19 protein-coding genes are annotated in these 19,928 nt (G+C 71.4%); 10 read left to right on the forward strand and 9 right to left on the reverse strand.

The genetic code is table 11. The annotated features are described in order from the left end of the window. Positions 1–3 precede the first annotated feature (3 nt). The 6 genes from ACFYWS_RS22375 (at position 4) to ACFYWS_RS22400 (ending at position 6,124) form a co-directional block, all read left to right on the forward strand. A complete protein-coding gene (locus ACFYWS_RS22375; protein WP_389279300.1) occupies positions 4–729 on the forward strand; it encodes a L,D-transpeptidase in 726 nt (241 codons plus the stop codon). A 46-nt stretch (positions 730–775) separates the two neighbouring features. Next, the gene (locus ACFYWS_RS22380; RefSeq protein WP_389279302.1) at positions 776–1,825 is read left to right on the forward strand and encodes a bile acid:sodium symporter family protein; all 1,050 of its coding nucleotides are present in this window, start codon (positions 776–778) and stop codon (positions 1,823–1,825) included. A 98-nt stretch (positions 1,826–1,923) separates the two neighbouring features. Beyond that, positions 1,924–2,643: a GntR family transcriptional regulator gene (locus ACFYWS_RS22385; protein ID WP_389279304.1), complete on the forward strand. Its 720-nt coding sequence runs from the start codon at positions 1,924–1,926 to the stop codon at positions 2,641–2,643. Further along, entirely contained in the window at positions 2,640–3,659 is a 1,020-nt protein-coding gene (locus tag ACFYWS_RS22390) for an ADP-ribosylglycohydrolase family protein (protein ID WP_389279306.1), read from the forward strand. Before ACFYWS_RS22385 ends, ACFYWS_RS22390 begins: the two co-directional genes overlap by 4 nt. A 27-nt stretch (positions 3,660–3,686) precedes the next feature. Beyond that, positions 3,687–5,162, forward strand: coding sequence for a purine-cytosine permease family protein (locus ACFYWS_RS22395; RefSeq protein ID WP_389279308.1), 1,476 nt, complete (start codon positions 3,687–3,689; stop codon positions 5,160–5,162). Next, positions 5,159–6,124: a PfkB family carbohydrate kinase gene (locus tag ACFYWS_RS22400; RefSeq protein ID WP_389279310.1), complete on the forward strand. Its 966-nt coding sequence runs from the start codon at positions 5,159–5,161 to the stop codon at positions 6,122–6,124. Before ACFYWS_RS22395 ends, ACFYWS_RS22400 begins: the two co-directional genes overlap by 4 nt. A gap of 85 nt (positions 6,125–6,209) precedes the next feature. Here ACFYWS_RS22400 and ACFYWS_RS22405 read toward each other — a convergent pair whose 3' ends face one another. The 6 genes from ACFYWS_RS22405 to ACFYWS_RS22430 all read right to left on the reverse strand — a co-directional run bounded on the left by ACFYWS_RS22405 (position 6,210) and on the right by ACFYWS_RS22430 (position 12,417). Beyond that, complete coding sequence (locus ACFYWS_RS22405; RefSeq protein ID WP_389279312.1) at positions 6,210–6,770, reverse strand: arginine repressor; 561 nt, start codon at positions 6,768–6,770, stop codon at positions 6,210–6,212. Between the two features lie 14 nt (positions 6,771–6,784). After that, positions 6,785–7,981 (reverse strand): acetylornithine transaminase, encoded by a 1,197-nt coding sequence (locus ACFYWS_RS22410; RefSeq protein WP_389279314.1) that lies wholly within the window; start codon positions 7,979–7,981, stop codon positions 6,785–6,787. After that, positions 7,978–8,922, reverse strand: a complete 945-nt coding sequence (argB, locus tag ACFYWS_RS22415; protein ID WP_389279316.1) for an acetylglutamate kinase — start codon at positions 8,920–8,922, stop codon at positions 7,978–7,980. The genes ACFYWS_RS22410 and argB overlap by 4 nt, the downstream gene beginning before the upstream one ends. Further along, positions 8,919–10,070 carry a bifunctional glutamate N-acetyltransferase/amino-acid acetyltransferase ArgJ gene (argJ, locus tag ACFYWS_RS22420; RefSeq protein WP_389279318.1) on the reverse strand — a complete coding sequence of 384 codons (1,152 nt, stop codon included), beginning with the start codon at positions 10,068–10,070 and terminating at the stop codon, positions 8,919–8,921. The genes argB and argJ overlap by 4 nt, the downstream gene beginning before the upstream one ends. Continuing rightward, complete coding sequence (argC, locus tag ACFYWS_RS22425; protein ID WP_389279320.1) at positions 10,067–11,095, reverse strand: N-acetyl-gamma-glutamyl-phosphate reductase; 1,029 nt, start codon at positions 11,093–11,095, stop codon at positions 10,067–10,069. The genes argJ and argC overlap by 4 nt, the downstream gene beginning before the upstream one ends. A gap of 101 nt (positions 11,096–11,196) precedes the next feature. Next, positions 11,197–12,417, reverse strand: a complete 1,221-nt coding sequence (locus tag ACFYWS_RS22430) for a hypothetical protein (protein ID WP_389279322.1) — start codon at positions 12,415–12,417, stop codon at positions 11,197–11,199. Between the two features lie 142 nt (positions 12,418–12,559). Between ACFYWS_RS22430 and ACFYWS_RS22435 the strand changes: the two genes are divergently transcribed. Then, positions 12,560–13,552, forward strand: a complete 993-nt coding sequence (locus ACFYWS_RS22435; RefSeq protein WP_389279324.1) for an aldo/keto reductase — start codon at positions 12,560–12,562, stop codon at positions 13,550–13,552. 92 nt (positions 13,553–13,644) lie between these two features. On the opposite strand, the gene ACFYWS_RS22440 is transcribed toward ACFYWS_RS22435, so the two are convergent. Continuing rightward, the gene (locus tag ACFYWS_RS22440) at positions 13,645–16,140 is read right to left on the reverse strand and encodes an alpha-L-arabinofuranosidase C-terminal domain-containing protein (RefSeq protein WP_389279326.1); all 2,496 of its coding nucleotides are present in this window, start codon (positions 16,138–16,140) and stop codon (positions 13,645–13,647) included. Positions 16,141–16,259: 119 nt separating this feature from the next. On the opposite strand from ACFYWS_RS22440, the gene ACFYWS_RS22445 reads away from it, so the two are divergent. Continuing rightward, positions 16,260–16,712: a DUF6314 family protein gene (locus tag ACFYWS_RS22445; RefSeq protein ID WP_389279328.1), complete on the forward strand. Its 453-nt coding sequence runs from the start codon at positions 16,260–16,262 to the stop codon at positions 16,710–16,712. Between the two features lie 63 nt (positions 16,713–16,775). Here ACFYWS_RS22445 and ACFYWS_RS22450 read toward each other — a convergent pair whose 3' ends face one another. Together ACFYWS_RS22450 and ACFYWS_RS22455 are read right to left on the reverse strand one after the other, a co-directional pair. Continuing rightward, positions 16,776–17,207: a GNAT family N-acetyltransferase gene (locus tag ACFYWS_RS22450; RefSeq protein WP_389279330.1), complete on the reverse strand. Its 432-nt coding sequence runs from the start codon at positions 17,205–17,207 to the stop codon at positions 16,776–16,778. Between the two features lie 10 nt (positions 17,208–17,217). Next, positions 17,218–18,687: a PLP-dependent aminotransferase family protein gene (locus tag ACFYWS_RS22455; RefSeq protein ID WP_389279332.1), complete on the reverse strand. Its 1,470-nt coding sequence runs from the start codon at positions 18,685–18,687 to the stop codon at positions 17,218–17,220. Here ACFYWS_RS22455 and ACFYWS_RS22460 point away from each other — a divergent pair. Both ACFYWS_RS22460 and ACFYWS_RS22465 read left to right on the forward strand, forming a co-directional pair. After that, on the forward strand, positions 18,686–19,651 hold the full coding sequence (locus ACFYWS_RS22460) for a DMT family transporter (RefSeq protein WP_389279334.1): 966 nt from the start codon (positions 18,686–18,688) through the stop codon (positions 19,649–19,651). The genes ACFYWS_RS22455 and ACFYWS_RS22460 overlap by 2 nt on opposite strands. Before the next feature lie 72 nt (positions 19,652–19,723). After that, positions 19,724–19,921: a DUF1918 domain-containing protein gene (locus tag ACFYWS_RS22465; protein WP_389279336.1), complete on the forward strand. Its 198-nt coding sequence runs from the start codon at positions 19,724–19,726 to the stop codon at positions 19,919–19,921. Positions 19,922–19,928 lie beyond the last annotated feature (7 nt).

Raw genomic sequence — 19,928 nt, forward strand, 5'->3', positions numbered from 1 at the left:
GCCATGCGCCCCTTTCGAGCAGGTATCGCCACCGCCGTCGCCGCCTGCGCCGCCCTCGGTGCGGCCCCCTCCCCCGCCGCCTCCGCCGCCGACCCGCTGCCCGCCCGTATGGCGGACACGGGCGGCGGCCGTCAGCTGATCACCGCCGAGGCACCCCGTACGTCCTCGACCACCGGCACCGTCACCTGGTGGGACCGGGGCGCGAACGGCCGCTGGGCGAAGGCGGGTTCGGCGCCCGCGCGGTTCGGGGCGAACGGGCTCGCGGCGGGGAGCAAGCGCAAACAGGGCACCAACACCACGCCCACCGGCCTCTACGACCTGCCCTTCGCGTTCGGCGTCAAGGCGGCGCCCGAGGGGACCACGGCGACGTACCGGCGCGTGCACCGCGACTCCTGGTGGTGCCAGGACAACGCCTCCCGCTCGTACAACCGCTGGACCGAGCCGCGCCCCCGCGACTGCCGCGCCGCCGAGTCCGAGCGCCTCGCCGACTACGCGACGCAGTACGCGCACGCGCTCGTGGTCGGCTTCAACTACCACCGCCCCGTGCACGGCCGTGGAGCCGGAATCTTCCTGCACGTCAACGGGCGTGGGGCCACGGCCGGTTGCGTGTCCGTGCCGAAGGACGCCATGCGCCGGATCCTGACCTGGGTGCGCCCCGAGCGGTCCCCGCACATCGCGATCGGGACGGCGGGCGGGGTGACGGCGGTCACTCGTGTAGGGACCACATAACGAGACAGGGTTGCGTGGATTCGCCGCCGCGGCGTTGCATCGCCCGGTGCGAAGCGAATCCGAACAGACGTCCCCCGCCTCCCCCGCAGCGGAGACCCCCGCCGAGGCCACGGCCGACAGCGCGGCCGGTCCCGCGACCGGGGCGGCCCCGGAGAGCGGGGCCACCGACCGCGCCGCCCGGCTCGCGGTCACCGTCTTCCCCGTACTCGTCCTTGTCGCGGGCGCCTGGGGTCTCACCTCCCCCGGCACCTTCGCCGGGTGGGGCACCAACGTGCCCTACCTGCTCGGCGTCGTGATGTTCTGCATGGGCCTCACCATGACCCTCACGGACTTCAAGGGTGTCGCGCAGCGGCCGTGGGCCGTGGGGCTCGGCCTCGTCGCGCACTACGTGATCATGCCGGGGCTGGGCTGGGCGATCGCCCACGCGCTCGGCCTGTCCCCGCAGCTGGCGGCCGGTGTCATCCTCGTCGGCTGCGCGCCCAGCGGGACCGCGTCCAACGTCGTGACCTATCTGGCGCGCGGCGACGTCGCCCTGTCGGTGTCCGTCGCGACCGTCTCCACCGTGCTCGCGCCACTGATCACGCCGCCGCTGACGCTGCTGCTCGCGGGCGCGTACCTGCCGGTGGACGCCGGGTCGATGATGACGGACATCCTGAAGACCGTGCTGCTCCCGGTGATCGCGGGCCTGGTCGTGCGTCTCGTGCTCGGCCGCTACGTCGACCGGCTGCTGAAGGTCCTCCCGTGGCTGTCCGCGCTGACCATCGCCGTGATCGTGGCCGTGGTGGTGGCGGGCAGCGCCGACGCCATCAAGTCGGCGGCGGCCCTCGTCGTGGTCGCGGTGGTGCTGCACAACGGTCTCGGCCTCGCGCTCGGGTACGGCGCCGGAAAGCTCGGCCGGCTCGGGAAGCCTGCGTCGCGCGCCATGGCCTTCGAGGTCGGCATGCAGAACTCGGGCCTCGCGGCCTCCCTGGCCACGGCCCACTTCAGCCCGCTGGCCGCGCTGCCCGCCGCCGTGTTCTCGGTCTGGCACAACGTGTCGGGCGCACTGGTCGCGGCGTGGATGTCGTACCGGTCGAGGGCCGCCGAGAAGAGCTGAGCGAGAAGGGCCAAGCCCTACACGCCCACCAAGAAGCCGACCGAGTCGACACTGGACAGGTGTAGACAGGTCGGCTTTCTCGGGCTTACCTTCTAGACATGCCTGGACAGGTTCACAAGCATTACCGCATCGCCCATGTGCTGGCCGAGGAGATCCGCACGGGCGTGCACGCCGACGGCAGCAAGCTGCCCGGTGAGCACGCACTGCGGGAGCGCTTCGGGGTCAGCAGGACGACCGTGCGGCAGGCCCTCGGCGTCCTCGGCGAGCAGGGGCTCATCGAGACGCACGCCGGGATCGGGTCGATCGTCACGTTCGACGGCGCCCCGCTCGACCAGCATCTCGGCTGGACCAGGGCGCTGGCCGCACAGGGCACCGAGCTGACGACGCAGACCCTGCGCTTCGAGCGGATCCGGGACACCGAGCTCGCCACCGAACTCGGCCTGGAATCCAACGAGTTCATCGCCCTCGACCGCGTACGCCGACTGTCCGACGGGCACGGCGTCTCGCTGGAGTTCAGCCGGGTGCCCGCCGTCGGGCCGCTGGCCGATCTGGTCGAGCGCGGACTCGACGGTGGCTCCCTGGACCAGACGCTCGCCGCGGCGGGCCGGGTTCGCGAGTCCAGTGACGCGCACATCGCCGTCGCCGGACTCGACGACGCCGGCGCCGCGATCCTGCGCCGCGCCTCCGGCGAGTCCTTCCTCCGCGTCGCCCAGGTGTTCCGCGACGCGGAAGGGGGCGTGGTCGAGCAGGTCACGAGCCTGCTGGACCCGTCCCGGTTCCAACTGCACGTACGTACCGGCCGAGGAGGCCAACCGTGAGTACCACCCCCGATCCCGCTCTCTTCGACCGCGCTGCCGGTGCCTTCTACGGGCTCGCGCTCGGCGACGCGCTCGGCATGCCGACCCAGGTCATGTCGCGCGAGGACGTCGTCCGCGCCTACGGCACGCTGAGCGGCTTCGAGCCCGCGCGGCCCGACAACCCGGTCAGTGCCGGGATGCCCGCCGGGTCCGTCACGGACGACACCGACCAGGCCGTCATCGTGGCGCGGCTGATCGTGGAGGGCGGCGGGCACGTCGACCCGCTGCGGTTCGCCGAGGAACTCCTGTCCTGGGAGCGGGAGATGAAGGCCAAGGGGTCGTTCGACCTGCTCGGCCCGTCGACCAAGGCAGCGCTCGACGCCGTGGAGCGGGGCGCCGACCCCAAGGAGGCCGGGAAGTACGGCACGACGAACGGCTCCGCGATGCGCGTCGCGCCGGTCGGCATCGCCTACTCCTGCGCCCCTGACGACAGCGAGACGTTCCTGGACCGGGTAGTCGAGTCCTGCCAGGTCACGCACGACACGAACATCGGGATCGCGGGCGCGGCGGCCGTCGCCGCGGCCGTCTCCACCGGTATCGCGGGCGGCACCCTCGACGACGTATTCGACGCCGCGATCGCCGCCTCCGAGGCCGGTGCGCGGCGCGGTCACTGGGTCGCGGGCGCCAGCATCTCGGCGCGGATCGCCTCGGTGCGCGAGCTGATCGCGGGCCTCGACGAGGCCGCGGCGCTCGACCGTGTCGTCGCGCTCATCGGCACCAGCGTCGCCAGCCAGGAGTCGGTCCCCGCGGCGTTCGCGGTGCTCGCGCTGACCGGCGGCGACCCGTGGCGGGCCGCGCTCCTCGCGGCGAACCTCGGTGGCGACAGCGACACGATCGCCGCGATGGCCGGCGCCATCGCCGGTTCCCTGAACGGCCTCACCGCCCTGCCCGCCGACGCCGTACGCACCCTGCGCGAGGTCAACGGGCTCGACCTGGAGCCGCTGACCCGGCAGCTGCTCACGTACCGGACCAACTGAACCGAGCAAGAGCAAGGAGGTTCCGCCATGGCCGATTCAACGAAGAACGACCGCGTCGGCACCGTGGAGACCCGAGGGATCGAACCGGTCCCCGACAGCGAGCGGCACGGCCACGCGAGCCAGATGTTCTGGACGTGGTTCGCCGCCAACATCTCGATCCTCGGGCTGCCGCTCGGCGCGACGCTCGTCGCCTTCCGCGGCCTGAACATCTGGCAGGCCGTGATCGTCGCGGTCGTCGGCTCGGTGGGCTCCTTCGCGCTCGTCGGCGCGCTCAGCCTGGCCGGCAAGAAGGGCGGCGCGCCCGCGCTGACGCTGTCACGCGCGGTGTTCGGGCAGCGCGGCAACCACGGGCCCACGCTGATCAGCTGGCTCAGCCGGATCGGCTGGGAGACGATCACCACGACCACGGCGGCGTACGCGCTGCTCGCTCTGCTCAACACGCTCTTCGGGTTCGGCCAGGGCACCGTCCTGACCCTGATCTGTCTGCTGGTCTTCATCGCCTGCACGCTCCTGATCAGCGGGCTCGGGCACGCCACGATCATGTGGATCAACAAGTGGGCGACCGTCGCCTTCGGGATCCTGAACCTCGTCGTGATGGGCTTCCTCATCGCGACCGTCGACTGGACGAAGGTCCTCGACGCCCCGGCAGGACCGCTCAGTGGTGTCGTCGCGGGCATCTGCTTCATCGCCGCGGGCACCGGCATCGGCTGGGCCAACGCCGGTGCGGACTATGCCCGTTACCTGCCGCGGTCCATCCCGGGCGGGCGGCTCGTGCAGGCCTCCGCGTTCGGCGCGGGCATCCCGCTGGTGCTGATGATCTCGCTCGGCTCCCTGCTCACGGCGGGCGACTCGTCGCTCGCGACCTCCACCGACCCGGTCTCGGCGATCAACGCGATGCTGCCGTCGTGGATGGCCGTGCCGTATCTGATCGCGGCGTTCGGCGGACTGCTGATGTCCAACCACCTGTCCACGTACTCGGCCGGGCTCACGATGATCACGCTCGGCCTGCGGGTGCCGCGGGCCTGGGCGGTCTGTGTGGATGTCGCCCTGATGTTCCTCGGCGGCGTCTACTTCATGCTGATCGCGGGCGACTTCTACGGCCCGTTCAGTACGTTCCTGACGCTGCTCGCCGTGCCGATCTCGGCATGGATCGGGGTCATCGTCGTCGACATGGTCCGGGGCCGCCAGTACGACCCCGAGGGCGTGATGGACACCGGCCGCACCAGCCGCTACTGGTACACCGGCGGTTTCCATCTGCCCGCCGTCGTCGCCTGGGTGGTGGCGATCGTGGCCGGGCTGCTGTTCACCACGGCCTCGACCAGCGCGGACGACGTGTGGTTCAAGGGCCCGCTGGCCGGTTCCTGGCTCGGCGCCAACGGGCTCGGCTGGCTCGTCGCGATCGTCGTGGGCGGTGCGCTGTACGCGCTGCTCGGGCGCCGTACGAGGGTGACCCTCGACTCCCCCGACACCGACCCCACCGCTCTTGAGGAGGCCACGCGATGACCGCCGACTCCCGTGTCGTTCTCGCCGGGAACGTCATCGCCGACCTCGTCATCGACGTTCCTACGCTGCCCGAGCGCGGCGGCGACGTCATCGGCACCCGCACCGCGCTGTACGCGGGCGGCGGCTTCAACACGCTTACGGCCGCCCGTCGGCTGGGCGCCGAGGCCGTCTTCGCGGGGGTCCACGGCACTGGCCCCTACGGGGAGTTGGTGCGCTCGTCGCTCGCCGCGGAGGGCATCGGGGCACTGCTTCCGGTGCGCGGCGACGGCGACACGGGGTTCTGTGTGGCGATGGTCGACGGCGGCGGCGAGCGGACGTTCGTGACGAGCTTCGGCGTCGACGCCCGGATGACGCCGGACGAGGCGGCGACGATCGGCGCTTCCGTGCGCGGAGGCGACCTCGTGCAGGTGTCCGGGTACGGCCTGGTCATGGAGGTCAACGGGCCGCTGCTCGCGAAGATGGTGGCAGGCCTCCCCGACGACGTGCGGGTCTGTTTCGACCCGGCGCCGCTGGTCGCCGACATTCCGGCCGAGGTCCTGGACCCGGTCCTTGCCCGCACGGACTGGCTGAGCTGCAATGCGCGCGAGGCGTCCCTGATGACCGGCGTGGACGGCCCCCGGGAGGCGGCCGCCGCCCTGCGCGGTCGGCTGCGCGACGGGGCCGGGGTGCTGGTGCGGGCCGACAAGGACGGCTGCTGGCTGGCCGCGCCGGGCGCGGGGGACGTGGTGCACGTGCCCGGGTTCCCCGTGGACGCCGTGGACAGCAACGGGGCCGGGGATGCGCATGTGGGGGCGTTCTTGGCGTTGCTGGGGCGGGGCGTCCCGGCGGTGGACGCGGCGCGTGGGGCCAATGCGGCGGCTGCGCTTGCCGTTACCCGGCGGGGACCGGCGACGGCACCTACGGTGGGTGAGCTGGTGGCGTTTCTCGGGGCCGACGGGGCGCGGGCGGTGGGGCTGGGCTGAGGGATCCTCTCCCCCGGCCCACCCCATCCCGAAGGCTCGGGGCTCCGCCCCGGACCCCGCTGATCAAACGCCGCAGGGGCTGAAACTAGTGCTCGTTCTGTGCCAGGCGGAGCATGTGGTCCGCCAGGGACTGGCCGCCCACCGGGTCGCGGCTGATCAGCATCACCGTGTCGTCGCCCGCGATCGTGCCGAGGATGACGTGCAGTTCGGCCTGGTCGATCGCCGAGGCGAGGAACTGGGCCGCGCCCGGAGGCGTACGCAGCACCACCAGGTTCGCCGAGGCCTCCGCCGAGATGAGCAGTTCGCCGGCCAGGCGGCGCATCCGCTCCTCCTTGGCCGATTCGCCGAGCGGGGCCTGCGGGGTGCGGAAGCCGCCCTCGCTGGGCACGGCGTAGATCAGCTCACCACCGGTGTTGCGGATCTTGACCGCGCCCAGCTCGTCCAGGTCGCGGGAGAGCGTCGCCTGCGTGACCGTGAGCCCGTCGTCGGACAGTAGTTTCGCCAACTGGCTCTGGGAGCGCACCGGTTGACGGTTGAGGATGTCCACTATCCGGCGGTGCCGCGCGGCGCGGGTCTGCGGCACGGCCGCGGCCGCGTGGGCCAGGTTCGTGGCCGCGGAAACGTCTCTCTCCGCTTTGCTGCTCATCGTCGTCCCATTCCTCAGGCTCGTCCTTCGTCCTCGGCGGCCGTGTCCAGTACGGCGGGCAGCGCCGCGAGGAACGCGTCCGCCTCGGCGTCGCTCAGGTTCAGCGGCGGCATCAGCCGGACGACGTCGGGTGCGGGCGCGTTCACCAGGAAGCCCGCGTCCTGGGCCGCCTGCTGCACCTGCGGTGCGCGCGGCCCGGTGAGCACGATACCCAGCAGCAGCCCCTCGCCCCTGACATGGCTGACCAGCGAGTGGCCGAGGCCTTCGACGCCGGCCTTCAGGCGCTCGCCTACGGCCTTGGTGTTCTCCAGGAGTCCTTCGCCCGCGATGGTGTCGAGGACCGCGAGGCCCGCCGCGCAGGCGACCGGGTTGCCGCCGAACGTCGTGCCGTGCTGGCCGGGCTTGAGGAGCTTCGCCGTCTCGCCGAAGGCGATCGTCGCGCCCAGCGGGAGGCCGCCGCCGAGGCCCTTGGCGAGCGTGACGACGTCGGGCTCGATGCCCTCCTCCGCCTGGTACGCGAACCAGTGCCCGGTCCTGCCGACGCCGGTCTGCACCTCGTCGAGCACGAGCAGGGTGCCGGTGGCGCGGGTGATCTCGCGGGCCGCCTTGAGGTAGCCGGCGGGCGGCACCACGACGCCGTTCTCCCCCTGGATCGGCTCGATGATGACGAAGGCCGTCTCCTCGGTGACCGCCGCCCTGAGCGCGTCCACATCCCCGTACGGGACGTGCGTGACGTCGCCGGGCATCGGCGTGAAGCCGTCCTGCTTTCCGGGCTGGCCCGTCAGTGCGAGGGAGCCCATGGTGCGGCCGTGGAAGCCGCCGGCCGTGGCGACCATGTGCGTCCGGCCCGTGAGCCGGCCGATCTTGAACGCGCCCTCGTTGGCCTCGGCGCCCGAGTTGCAGAAGAAGACCGCGCCGTCCCGGCCGAAGAGCTGGAGCAGCCGCTCGGCGAGCGCGACGGGCGGTTCGGCGACGAAGAGGTTCGAGACGTGGCCGAGGGAGGCGATCTGCGTGGAGACGGCCTCGACGACCGCCGGGTGGGCGTGACCGAGCGCGTTGACCGCGATGCCGCCGACGAAGTCCAGGTACTCCTTGCCGTCGGCGTCCCACAGCTTGGCGCCCGCGCCCTTGACGAGGGGCAGCCGCGGCGTGCCGTAGTTGTTCATCAGGGCGCCCTGCCAGCGCGCCGTCAACTCCTGGTTAGCAGTCACGAGTTGTCCTCCCCCTCTTTGTCGCCCTCTTTGTCGGCCATGACCATCGTGCCGATGCCTTCGTCGGTGAAGATCTCCAGCAGGATCGAGTGCTGGACACGCCCGTCGATGACGCGGGCGGTGTGCACGCCGTTGCGCACGGCGTGCAGGCAGCCCTCCATCTTCGGGACCATGCCGCTCGCCAGCTCCGGGAGCAGCTTCTCGAGTTCGGTGGCGGTGAGCCGGCTGATGACCTCGTCGGAGTGGGGCCAGTCCTCGTAGAGGCCCTCGACGTCGGTCAGCACCATCAGCGTCTCGGCGTCCAGCGCAGCAGCGAGTGCCGCAGCCGCCGTATCAGCATTGACGTTGTAGACATGCGAGTCGTCCTGGGAACGGGCGATCGAGGAGACGACCGGGATCCGGCCGTCGGCGAGCAGGGCCTCGATGGCCCCGGTGTCGATCTCGGTGATCTCGCCGACCCGGCCGATGTCGACCAGCTCGCCCTCGATGCGGGGCTGGTGCTTGGTGGCGGTGATGGTGTGCGCGTCCTCGCCGGTGATGCCGACGGCGAGCGGCCCGTGCTGGTTGAGCAGGCCGACCAGCTCGCGCTGCACCTGCCCGGCGAGCACCATCCGTACGACGTCCATGGCGTCCTCGGTGGTGACCCGAAGGCCCGCCTTGAACTCGCTGACGATGCCGTGCCGGTCGAGCGCCTTGCTGATCTGCGGGCCGCCGCCGTGCACCACGACGGGCTTGAGCCCCGCGTGGTGCAGGAAGACGACGTCCTGCGCGAACGCGGCCTTCAGGTCCTCGTCGATCATGGCGTTGCCGCCGAACTTGATGACGACCGTCTTCCCGTTGTGCCGGGTCAGCCAGGGCAGCGCCTCGATGAGGATCTGGGCCTTGGGGAGCGCGGTGTGCTTGCGCGCAGCGGGCTGGCCGGTCTCTTTCGTCTCGCTCATGAGGAGTACGCGCTGTTCTCGTGGACGTAGTCGGCGGTCAGGTCGTTGGTCCAGATCGTCGCGGTCTCGGTGCCCGCGGCGAGGTCTGCGGTGACGGTGACCTCCCGGTAGCGCATGTCGACCTTGTCCCGGTCCTCGCCGACGCCGCCGTTCTTGCAGACCCACACGCCGTTGATCGCGACGTTCAGCTCGTCCGGCTCGAAGGTCGCCTTCGTGGTGCCGATGGCGGAGAGGACGCGGCCCCAGTTGGGGTCCTCGCCGTGGATGGCGCACTTGAGGAGGTTGTTCCGGGCGATGGACCGGCCCACCTCGACGGCCTCGTCCTCGCTCGCGGCGTTGATCACCTCGACCTTGATGTCCTTGCTGGCGCCCTCGGCGTCACCGATGAGCTGCCGCCCGAGGTCGTCGCAGACCAGGCGGACGGCCTTGGCGAACTCCTCGTACTGAGGGGTGACTTCGGCGGCGCCGGAGGCGAGCAGCAGCACCGTGTCGTTCGTCGACATGCAGCCGTCGGAGTCGACCCGGTCGAAGGTGACGCGGGTGGCGTCGCGCAGCGCCTTGTCCAGGACTTCGCTGTCGAGCGCGGCGTCCGTGGTGAGGACGACCAGCATGGTGGCGAGGCCGGGGGCCAGCATGCCGGCGCCCTTCGCCATGCCGCCGACGGTCCAGCCGTCGCCCTCGTACACCGCGGTCTTGTGCACGCTGTCGGTGGTCTTGATGGCGATGGCGGCCTTCTCGCCGCCGTGCTCGGAGAGCTGGGCGGCGGCCTTGTCCACGCCCGGCAGCACCTTGTCCATCGGCAGCAGCTCGCCGATGAGGCCCGTCGACGCGACGGCGACCTCACCCGCGTTCAGCTCAAGCACCTCGGCGACCTTCTCGGCCGTCGCGTGCGTGTCCTGGAAGCCCTTGGGGCCGGTGCAGGCGTTGGCGCCACCGGAGTTGAGGACGACGGCGGAGACGAGGCCGCCCTTGAGGACCTGCTCGGACCAGAGGACCGGGGCCGCCTTGACGCGGTTGGAGGTGAAGACGCCCGCGGCCGCCAGGCGGGGGCCGCGGTTGACCACGAGGGCCAGGTCCGGGTTCCCGCTGTCCTTGATTCCGGCGGTGATGCCCGCGGCCTGGAATCCCTTGGCTGCCGTCACACTCACGGCGCGACTCCGATCGTCGAGAGCCCCGTGGTCTCGTCGAGACCGAGGGCGATGTTCATGGATTGGACGGCACCACCGGCGGTGCCCTTGGTCAGGTTGTCGATCGCGCTGATGACGATGACGCGTCCCGCCGCCTCGTCGTACGCGACCTGGATCTGCGCCGCGTTCGACCCGTACACGGCGGCCGTCTGCGGCCACTGGCCCTCGGGCAGCAGGTTGACGAACGGCTCGTCGCCGTACGCCTTCTCGTACGCGGCCCGTACGGAGTCGGCGGTGACGCCGGGCTTCGCCTTGGCGCTGCACGTGGCGAGGATGCCGCGGGGCATCGGCGCGAGCGTCGGCGTGAAGGAGACGGAGACCCGCTCCCCCGCCGCGGCGCTGAAGTTCTGGATCATCTCGGGGGTGTGCCGGTGACCGCCGCCCACCCCGTACGGCGACATGTTCCCCATGACCTCGCTGCCGAGCAGGTGCGGCTTGGCCGCCTTGCCCGCGCCGGAGGTGCCGGAGGAGGCGACGATCACGGCCTCGCTCTCCACGAGCCCCGCGGCGTACGCGGGGACGAGGGCGAGCGAGACGGCCGTCGGGTAGCAACCGGGCACCGCGATGCGCTTGGACCCCTCCAGCGCGGCGCGGCCACCCGGCAGTTCGGGCAGGCCGTAGGGCCAGGTGCCGGCGTGCGCGGAGCCGTAGAACGTCTCCCAGTCGGCGGCGTCCTTCAGCCGGAAGTCGGCGCCCATGTCGACGACGAGCACGTCCGGGCCGAGCCGCTCGGCGACGGCGGCGGACTGCCCGTGCGGCAGCGCCAGGAAGACGACGTCGTGCCCCGCGAGCACCTCCGTCGTGGTCTCCTGGAGGACTCGGTCGGCGAGCGGGAAGAGGTGGGGCTGGAGCGCGCCCAGGCGCTGCCCCGCGTTCGAGTTGCCCGTCAGGGCGCCGATCTCCACCTCGGGGTGGGCGAGCAGCAGGCGCAGCACTTCGCCGCCCGCGTATCCACTCGCTCCCGCCACTGCTGCGCGTACCGCCATGGAACCCTCCTCCTAGATGGCATGACTATACGTCGCGGTGCACGTTTATGCAACGAGTGGTGTGACCGACGCAGGCGGCCAGAGGGGGCGGCGCCCGCGGCTCAGCCGCGTTCCAGGCGTACGACGACGGGCGCGCCGAAGGGGTCGCCGCTCTGCATGACATCCACCTTTCCGGCGCCGATCCACTCGTCGGTGCCCGGGATCCGGTGGATCTCCTTCAGCCACAGCATCTGGTTCGAGGCCTTGCGGGCACCGGTCGACAGGGGCAGCCGCTGGCGTGTGATCTTCACGCAGCGGTCGTCGTCGGTCAGGTACCAGTTGCCGTCGAGGAAGATGCCGCCCTTTTCCTGGCCGACCGGAGTCCGCTGCTCGCACTGTCCGGGGGCCGGGGCCTGGTGGGCCCACTTCGCGCCGTCCCAGCGCAGCCGGATGTGCTGGTCCTCCGGTTCGGGCTCGCCCTCGCCGTGGTTGAAGGAGTTGCCGCCGTACGCGCGCACCTCCCCGCCTTCGAGTGCGACGACCCGGCCAAGACCCGCGACGGGCTCGGGCGGGATCGGCTCCTCGAAGCGGGCCTGCGGCGTGTCCACCGGCTTCCAGGACGTGCCGTCCCAGTGCGCGGAGGCGGGCTGGGGGTACGTCTCGCCGTGCACCGTCTTGGTGCCCGGCCCGGTGGAGCGGTTACCGACCGCCCAGACGTCGCCAGGGCCCGCGACGGCCAGATCGGCCACCTTGTACGGGAGCCGCGTCGTGGTCCAGCGCGTGCCGTCCCAGTGGGCGGCGGTCTGCTCGCCGGTGAGCGTCCAGATGTCGTCGGGGGACGCGGCGTCGAGGTCGCCCGCCGGTCCGGGCGGCGGGTTCGGCACCGGGGACCAGCGGGTGCCGTCCCACTGGGCCCACTTGGCCGCCGCCGCGTCTTCCTGTGGCACGCCTTCCTTGCGCGGGCTCGACCGCATCCACAACGCCTTGTCGCCGACCTGTTCGAGGATCGGCGGATAGCTCTCACCGGTACCGAGCGCTTCGGGAAACGGCTCGCGGCTCCACCGCTCGCCGTCGTAGTGAAGGAGCAGGGACGAGTAGCTGCCGTCGTTCTCGGCGCCGACCGCCCAGATGTCGTCCTCGGCGAGGACCGCGACGTCGGTCAGCTCACCGTTGAAGTCCGCGATGTGCTCGAACTTCCAGGACAGTTCCGCCTTTTGAGCCTTGGACGGGTCCGGCGCTTTCGCCTGCCCGCCGGGCGCCGCGCACCCCGCGACGGCGAGCAAGGAGGCCACGAAGGCGGCACACACCGCCGTCGCTCCGCACCGGTTCCGCGCTGCCCTCATGCCCGCTCCTCCTCGTCACCCGCCGACCCACCCGGCGCGCGGGCAGCGTACCCGGGGGGCGCATCGCTTGCCCTGGAGTGCGCTCCAGGCCATACGGTCGAACACACACCGCACCGGACCCACCACAGGAGGCCGCACCCCCATGTCGAACCTTCCCGATCGCCGCCTGGGCGCGCTCACCGTCTCCGCGCAGGGCCTCGGCTGCATGGGCATGAGCCACGGCTTCGGCCCGTCCGACGACGAGCAGTCGATCGGCACGATCCACCGCGCCCTGGACCTCGGTGTCACCCTGCTCGACACCTCGGACTTCTACGGAAGCGGGCACAACGAGCAGCTGATCGGCCGCGCCCTCGCCGCTCCGGGCCGCCGCGAACAGGCCATCATCGCCACGAAGTTCGGCTTCGCCAACAAGCTCGGCGAACCCGTCGAGATCCGCGGCGACGCGGCCTACGTGCGCCAGGCCTGCGAGGCCTCGCTGCGCCGGCTCGGCGTCGACCACATCGACCTGTACTACCTGCACCGCGTCGACCGGGACGTGCCCATCGAGGAGACCGTGGGCGCCATGGCGGAGCTGGTGAAGGAGGGCAAGGTGCGCCATCTCGGCCTCTCGGAGGCGGGCGCGGACACGCTGCGCAGGGCGTACGCGACGCATCCCGTCGCGGCGTTGCAGAGCGAGTTCTCGCTGTGGACGCGCGACCTGGAGGCGGAGATCCTGCCGGTGTGCCGGGAGCTGGGCATCGGGCTCGTACCGTTCTCGCCGCTGGGGCGCGGCTTCCTCACCGGCTCCTACAAGTCGACGGAGCAGTTCAAGGAGGGCGATCTGCGCCGCTCCCAGCCGCGCTTCACGGACGGGAACCTGGAGCGCAACCTCGGGATCGTCGCCCGCCTGGAGGAGCTGGCGGCCCAGAAGGGCGTCACGGCGGGCCAGTTGGCACTCGCCTGGGTGCAGCACCAGGGCGACGACGTGGTGCCGATCCCCGGCACGCGCCGCCAGAAGTACCTGGAGGAGAACGTCAAGGCGGCCACTCTGGAGCTCTCGGCGGACGACCTGGCCGCGATCGACGCGGCGGCCCCGGCGGGCGAGGTGGCCGGTGACCGCTACGACGCGGGCAGCATGAAGTTCGTGAACGGCTGAGCACGTGACGCGCGCGGTGACGGGGTCCCCGGCCGCCCTGTCCTTGGCGCCGGGGCACCGCGCGCGCCCGTTCACCTCAGGATCGGGAGGGCTCAGCCCTTCTTGACCCTCAGGAACGTCACCGAGTTCCCAGGGAACGTGTACGTGAACCTGTCGGCGACGCCGTCGAATCTCGACGTCACCGGCTTCACGGGCCGGTCGGTCGCCGTGTTCTCGGCGTCGGGCGCCGCGGTCAGCGTCGTCACCGCCGCCGAGTCCGCGACGTCGGCGCCGCCGAGGTCGACCTTCGTACGCGCCGCGGTGTCCTGCGCGTTGACGACCTTGACGATCAGGTCACCGGTCCTCTGGTCCTTGGTGACGACCTGGCGGAACGGCTCGGCCGGCTTGTCGTCCTTGAAGGAGCCCCACTCCTGGCCGTCGAGGTACAGCGTCACCTGGCGGCCGCGGACCTTGATGTCGATGTCGTAGGCGCGGCCGGTCTCGATCGATCCGGCCTTGGACAGGAGCGTCGACTTGCCGCCGTTCACGGTCTGTTCCACGGCGGACTGCGTGTTGTTCCAGCCGCCGAGGTTCCACCAGTAGTGGTTCCCGGTGTCCTTGACGCCGAAGGCGACGAGGAAGCCCTCCTTGCCGGACTTCTTGGTGGCCTTCACGTGCAGGTCGTAGTTCTGCCAGCTCGGGTCGCCCGCCGTGACCAGGGTGTTCTCGGCGGCGGCGTCGGACTGCACGTACTGCCCGTCCTGGACGTTCCAGCTCCCGCTGCTCGTGCCGGTCCACTGCGCGGCGTCGCCGCTGAAGTCGTCGCTCAGGAGCGCCTTCCCGTCGGCGCCGGTGACCTTGACGTCGTCGTACGCGGCGCTGGTGGCCCATGTCGACAGGCCGACGGCGCCGGTGATCGGCTCCAGGGTCGACGGAGTCGCGGTGGCACTGGACGGGACCACCCGGTCGCCGACGTTGCGCATGAAGAGCTTCTGCACCTCGTAGTCGGCCGAACCCCAGGACTTCTGGTCGTTGAACCAGATCATGTCGGGCTTCCACTGCACGGTGTCGGTGCGGGCGAACAGCGGGGCGTAGGAGGCCAGCTTCACGAGGTCCGCGTTGCGTTCGAGGCCCGTCATGTAGGCGGCCTCGGACATGGCGTTGGACCACTGGTTGCCGAGCGAGGCGTACTCGCCGAGGAAGACCTTGGGGCCCTGCCGGTCGTAGGAGTCGTAGCGCTCGTTGTTCTGGAGGAACCACTGCGGGCTGTTGTAGTAGTGCTCGTCGACCATGTCGACCTTCGCGTCCTTGTTGAGCTTCCAGGCCGTGTCGAAGGTCGAACCGCTGTCGTCGGGGCCGGAGTTGGAGATGACCGTGACGCCGGGGTTCTTGGCTTCGATGGCGGCGCGGAACTGCTTGAAGCGCGCCATGTACTCGTTCGGCAGGTTCTCCTCGTTGCCGACCGCGAGGTGCGTGAGGCGGAAGGGCTTCGGGTGGCCCATCTCGGCGCGGAGCTTGCCCCACTTGGTGCTGGTCGGCCCGTTGGCGAACTCGATCAGGTCGAGCGTGTCCTGGATGTGCCGCTTCAGAAGGGCGTCGTCGTCGGTGGCCTTGTTCTCGCCGCAGCCGGTGACGAGGGCCGGGACGACGGGCAGCGGCATCGCGCCGACGTCCTCGGCGAACTGGAAGTACTCGTAGTAGCCGAGTCCGTAACTCTGGTTGTAGCCCCAGAAGTTCGCGTTGGTGGCGCGCTGCTCGACCGGGCCGACCGTGTCCTTCCACTGGTACGAACGCTTGCGCTCGTAGCCGGAGGCCTCGTCGTACCCCTTCATGGAGCCGGTGTTCACCAGGCAGCCACCGGGGAAGCGTACGAATCCTGGCTGGAGGTCCGCGACCTTATCCGCCAGGTCCTTACGTAGACCGTTCTTTCTGCCCTTGTAGGTGTCGCGCGGGAACAGCGACACCATGTCGAGCGCGGCGTCCTTCGTGGTGGCGACGGAGAGGCGACCCGTCGTGGTGTCCTGGCGCGGCGTGAACGTCGCCCTGTACTGGGACCAGCCGCCGCGCGTCCGCAGCTTGCGGGGCGTGGCGAGGGCGCCGTCGGCGTCGCCGAGGGTCACGGTGAGCTCGGAGGCGCCGCGCGCCCAGACCGAGAAGTCGTACGCCTCGCCCTTCTTGAGTGTGTAGCCGGTGCCGTAGCCGGAGTTGGTGGCGCTCGAACCGGCGTTCAGGGACAGGTAGTTGCGGTTGCGTGCATGGAGCCGTCCGTCGTCGTCGGCGACCTCCGCGGTGCCGCTCGTCTTCCAGGCGGTGAGCGGGGTGTAGCCGTTGTTGTCGGCGGTGGAGTATTCGAAGGACCGGTTCTGTACGAGTTCGGCGTAGAGGCCTCCGTCGGCGGCCCGGTTGATGTCCTCGAAGAAGACGCCGTACATCGTGTCGTCGATGGCCGCGCCCGAGCGGCTCGGGTCGACGGTGACGGAGTAGTCGGTGACATCGGCCTTCGTGTCGGCCCCAGCAGCTGATGACGGCAGTACGGCCGTGCCCACCAGCAGGGAGCCCACCGCGGCCCCGAGCCCGAATCTCCAGTGCCTGCGTCGTCCACGTGTCATGCGCACTCCCTACCCTTACGTTCGGTATTTCGTACGGCGTCCTAAACTGCGAACGGCAACATAGGAAGCAGCGATACGCGCGTCAACGGTTCGCGCAGAGGTGAGCGGGAGTGGTGTGCGTGACGGGCGAACTCTGGCCGGTTTCCGACGTCTTGGCGTTCCTGGCGGGGCACTGGCGGGTCGAGCGGACGGTGCGGGATCTCGCGGCGGACGTGACGGGGACGTTCACCGGGACGACCGGCTTCACGGCCGAGGGGGACGGCCTGCTGCACTTCGAGTCGGGGACGTTCGAGTGGCACGGGGTCGCCCGGCCCGCCGAGCGCACGCTCCGCTACCTGCCCGGCGAGGACCCCGGTACCGCCGTCGTGCACTTCTCCGACGGGCGCTTCTTCCACGACCTGGATCTACGGACCGGTCACCACGTCGCCGACCACCCGTGCTCGGACGATCTCTACCGTGGCGAGTTCACCGTGTACGACGCGGACCGATGGCGGACCGTGTGGCGCGTGAAGGGGCCCGCCAAGGACCTCCGGCTCATCACGGATTACCGCCGGGGCGTATCGGGGCGGTAGCCGGGAGCGAGGTCGCGGGGCTCTGCCCCGGACCCCGCTGCTCAATCGCCGCAGGGGCTCGAGTCAGTCGAAGTACAGCGCCATCCACTGCTCCGGGTGCTCCAGGGCCTTGAAGCCCACCCCTTCGTAGACGCCGTGCGCGTCCTTCGTCGCCAGGAGTACGCGGCGGATGCCGAGGGACTGGAGGTGGTCGCGGACCGCCGTCACCATCGCCTTGCCGATGCCCTTGCCGCGGACCGAGCGGTCGACGTACACGTCGCAGAGCCAGGCGAACGTGGCCGCGTCCGTGACCACGCGCGCGTAGGCGACCTGCTCACCCGAAGCCGCGTCGTACACGCCGAAGTTGAGGGAGCCGGCGAGCGCCTTGTCCTGCTGGGCGCGCGGGCGCCCCATCGCCCAGTACGCGTCCTCGGACAGCCACGCGTGGACGCGGTCCGTGTCGATGCGGGCGAGGTCGGTGGATATCGCGTAGCCGTCGGGCAGAGAGCTGGTCATACGGGGATCCTCACAGGTCGGCCGCGTGTGCGGCGAGTGGATTCGCGGGCAGCAGCTCCGCGCAGGCCGTCTTCAGGCGCCGGACGCCCTCGGTGATCTCGGCGGTCGTCGCGACGCCCACGAAGCTCAGGCGGATGTGCGGCGCCGGGGGCTCGGCCGAGAAGTACGGGCGGCCGGGGGCGACCGCGACGCCCGCGCGCAGGGCGCCCGCGACCAGCGCCGCCTCGTCGCTGCCCTCCGGCAGGCGCAGCCACAGGTGGTAGCCGCCGGCCGGGATGTGCGTGAGGTCGAGCGCGGGCAGGTCCGTGGTGATAGCGGCCGCCAGGATGTCGCGGCGGGACCTCAACTTCCCCGCCAGCGTGCGCAGATGGCGCGGCCAGGCCGGGGATCCGACGAGTTCGAGCGTCGCCTCCTGGAGGGGGCGCGGGACGAAGAGGTGGTCGACGACCTGGATCGCGCGCAGCCGTTCCAGGACGGGCCCGCGGGCGGCAAGGCAGCCGATGCGCAGGCTCGGCGACGTCGCCTTGGTGAGCGAGCAGACGTGCACGACGACGCCGTCAGGGTCGTCGGACGCGAGGGGCCGGGGCAGCGGTCCCGCGTCCTCGTGGACGAGCCGGCGCACGAAGTCGTCCTCGACGACGAACGCCCCGGCCTCCCGCGCGATCCGCAGCACTTCGGGGCGGCGGTCGCCGGAGAGCACCGCTCCCGTCGGGTTCTGGAACAGCGGCTGGCACACGAAGAGTCTGGCGCCGGTCGCCCTGAAGGCCTGCGCGAGGAGTTCGGGGCGCACACCGTCCCGGTCCACGGGCACCGGCACGGGCCGCAGTCCCGCCGCCCGCGCGATCGCCAGCATGCCCGGATACGTGGGCGATTCGACGAGGACGGGGGCGCCGGGCGGCGCGAGTGCGCGCAGCGCGGTGGTGAGCGCCGACTGCCCGCCGAACGTGATCAGTACGTCCGACGCGGAGACCGCCCCGCCGATGCCGCGCGCGAACCACTCGCGCAGTTCGGGGAGTCCGTCGACGGGCGGTTTGGCCCAGGCGCCGGGGCGTCGTCCGGCGCGCGCGAGGGCGGCGGACATGGCGGCGCCCGGTTGCAGCACCGGGTGCAGATAGCCGGTGTTGAGCTCGATGACGCCGGGTGGCGGCGGCGAGAGGGTGACCAGGACGCCCGCCGCGTCGACCGCGCGCGGCACGACCTCCGTCGCGGCGTCGGCGCTCAGCGCGACCTCCTGCCAGGAGGTGTCGCCGACGGGTCCGGCCGTGGCCCGCGCCTCGGCCCGGTAGGCGCCGGCCCCGGGCCGGGTGACGACGAGGCCCTCGGCGGCGAGCTGGGCGAGCGCGCGGGAAACGGTCACCGGGCTGACCTTGAAGCGGTCGACGAGGGTGCGGCTCGACGGCAGCTTTTCGCCCGGTGAGTAGCGGTTCAGCTCGGATCGGAGCTGTTTCGCCAGTTCGCCCACGCTGCTACTCTGTTGCATGAGAGCACAGAATAGCGCTATCGAGCGAGATCGGGTAGCAGTTGCCGAGCGGCCGACCGCCGCGGCCGCCCCGCTCGCGCCCCGGGCCAAGCCCCGGAACCGGCCGGGCCGGCTCGCCGGAACCCTGCTCGCCGCCGTCGGTGTCACGTCCTTCTCGCTCACCTTCCCCGCCACCGTCTGGGGTCTCGAAGGCTTCGGCCCCTACTCGCTGATCAGCGTGCGCTGCGCCCTGGCCGCGCTCGTCGCGGGCGCCTGTCTGCTGGCCCTGCGGGTCCGCGTCCCCGAGCGACGGCACTGGGCGGGCCTCGCCGTCGTCGCCGCCGGAGTGGTGCTCGGCTTCCCGCTGCTCACCACGCTCGCGCTGGAGACGGCGACGACCGCGCACTCCGCCGTCGTCGTCGGCCTGCTGCCGCTGACCACGGCCGTCTTCTCGTCGATACGCACCGGGACCCGGCCCTCGCGCACGTTCTGGATCGCCTCGTGCGTGGGCGCGGCGGCGGTCATCGCGTTCACGGTGCAGCAGAGCGGCGGCGCCCTCACCCGGGCCGACCTGTACCTCTTCGGGGCGCTGCTGATCTGCGCGGCGGGCTATACCGAGGGCGGCCGGCTCGCGTCCGTGCTGCCGGGCTGGCAGGTCATCGCGTGGGCGCTCGTACTGTGCCTGCCGCTCGCCGTGGCGGGCGCGGCGATCTCCCTCCCGTACGAGCCGGTGCACCTGACCGGGCACGCCGTGGCGGGGCTGCTGTGGGTGGCGGTCGGCTCGCAGTTCCTCGGCCTGGTCGTCTGGTACAAGGGCATGGCGCTGATCGGCATCCCGAAGGCGAGCCAACTCCAGCTCGCACAGCCGCTGTTGACCCTCGTCTGGTCGGTCGCCCTGCTCGGCGAGGCGTTGCCGGTCGCGGCGCCGCTCACCGCGGCGGCGGTGCTGCTGTGCATCGCGGCCACCCAACGCGCGCGTGGCTGAGGAGGGTCCAAGCTCCGCGCACCGCCGTACACTTGGCGCAAAGCACGGCACGTACTAAGGAGGTCACTCCTGATGCGCGCAACCGTAGGTGACCAGCTCCTGGTGCACGGCCGGGTCGTCGGGCAGCACGACCGGGTGGCGCAGATCGTCGAAGTGCTCGGCGCGGACGGCGATCCGCCGTTCCGGGTGCGGTACGAGGACGGGCACGAGGCGATCATGTCGCCGGGTCCGGACGCGGTCGTCCGGCACCCGGCCACCAAAAAGACCTGACCCCGCC

The organism is Streptomyces sp. NPDC002795 (assembly GCF_042888725.1).
GTDB lineage: Bacteria > Actinomycetota > Actinomycetes > Streptomycetales > Streptomycetaceae > Streptomyces.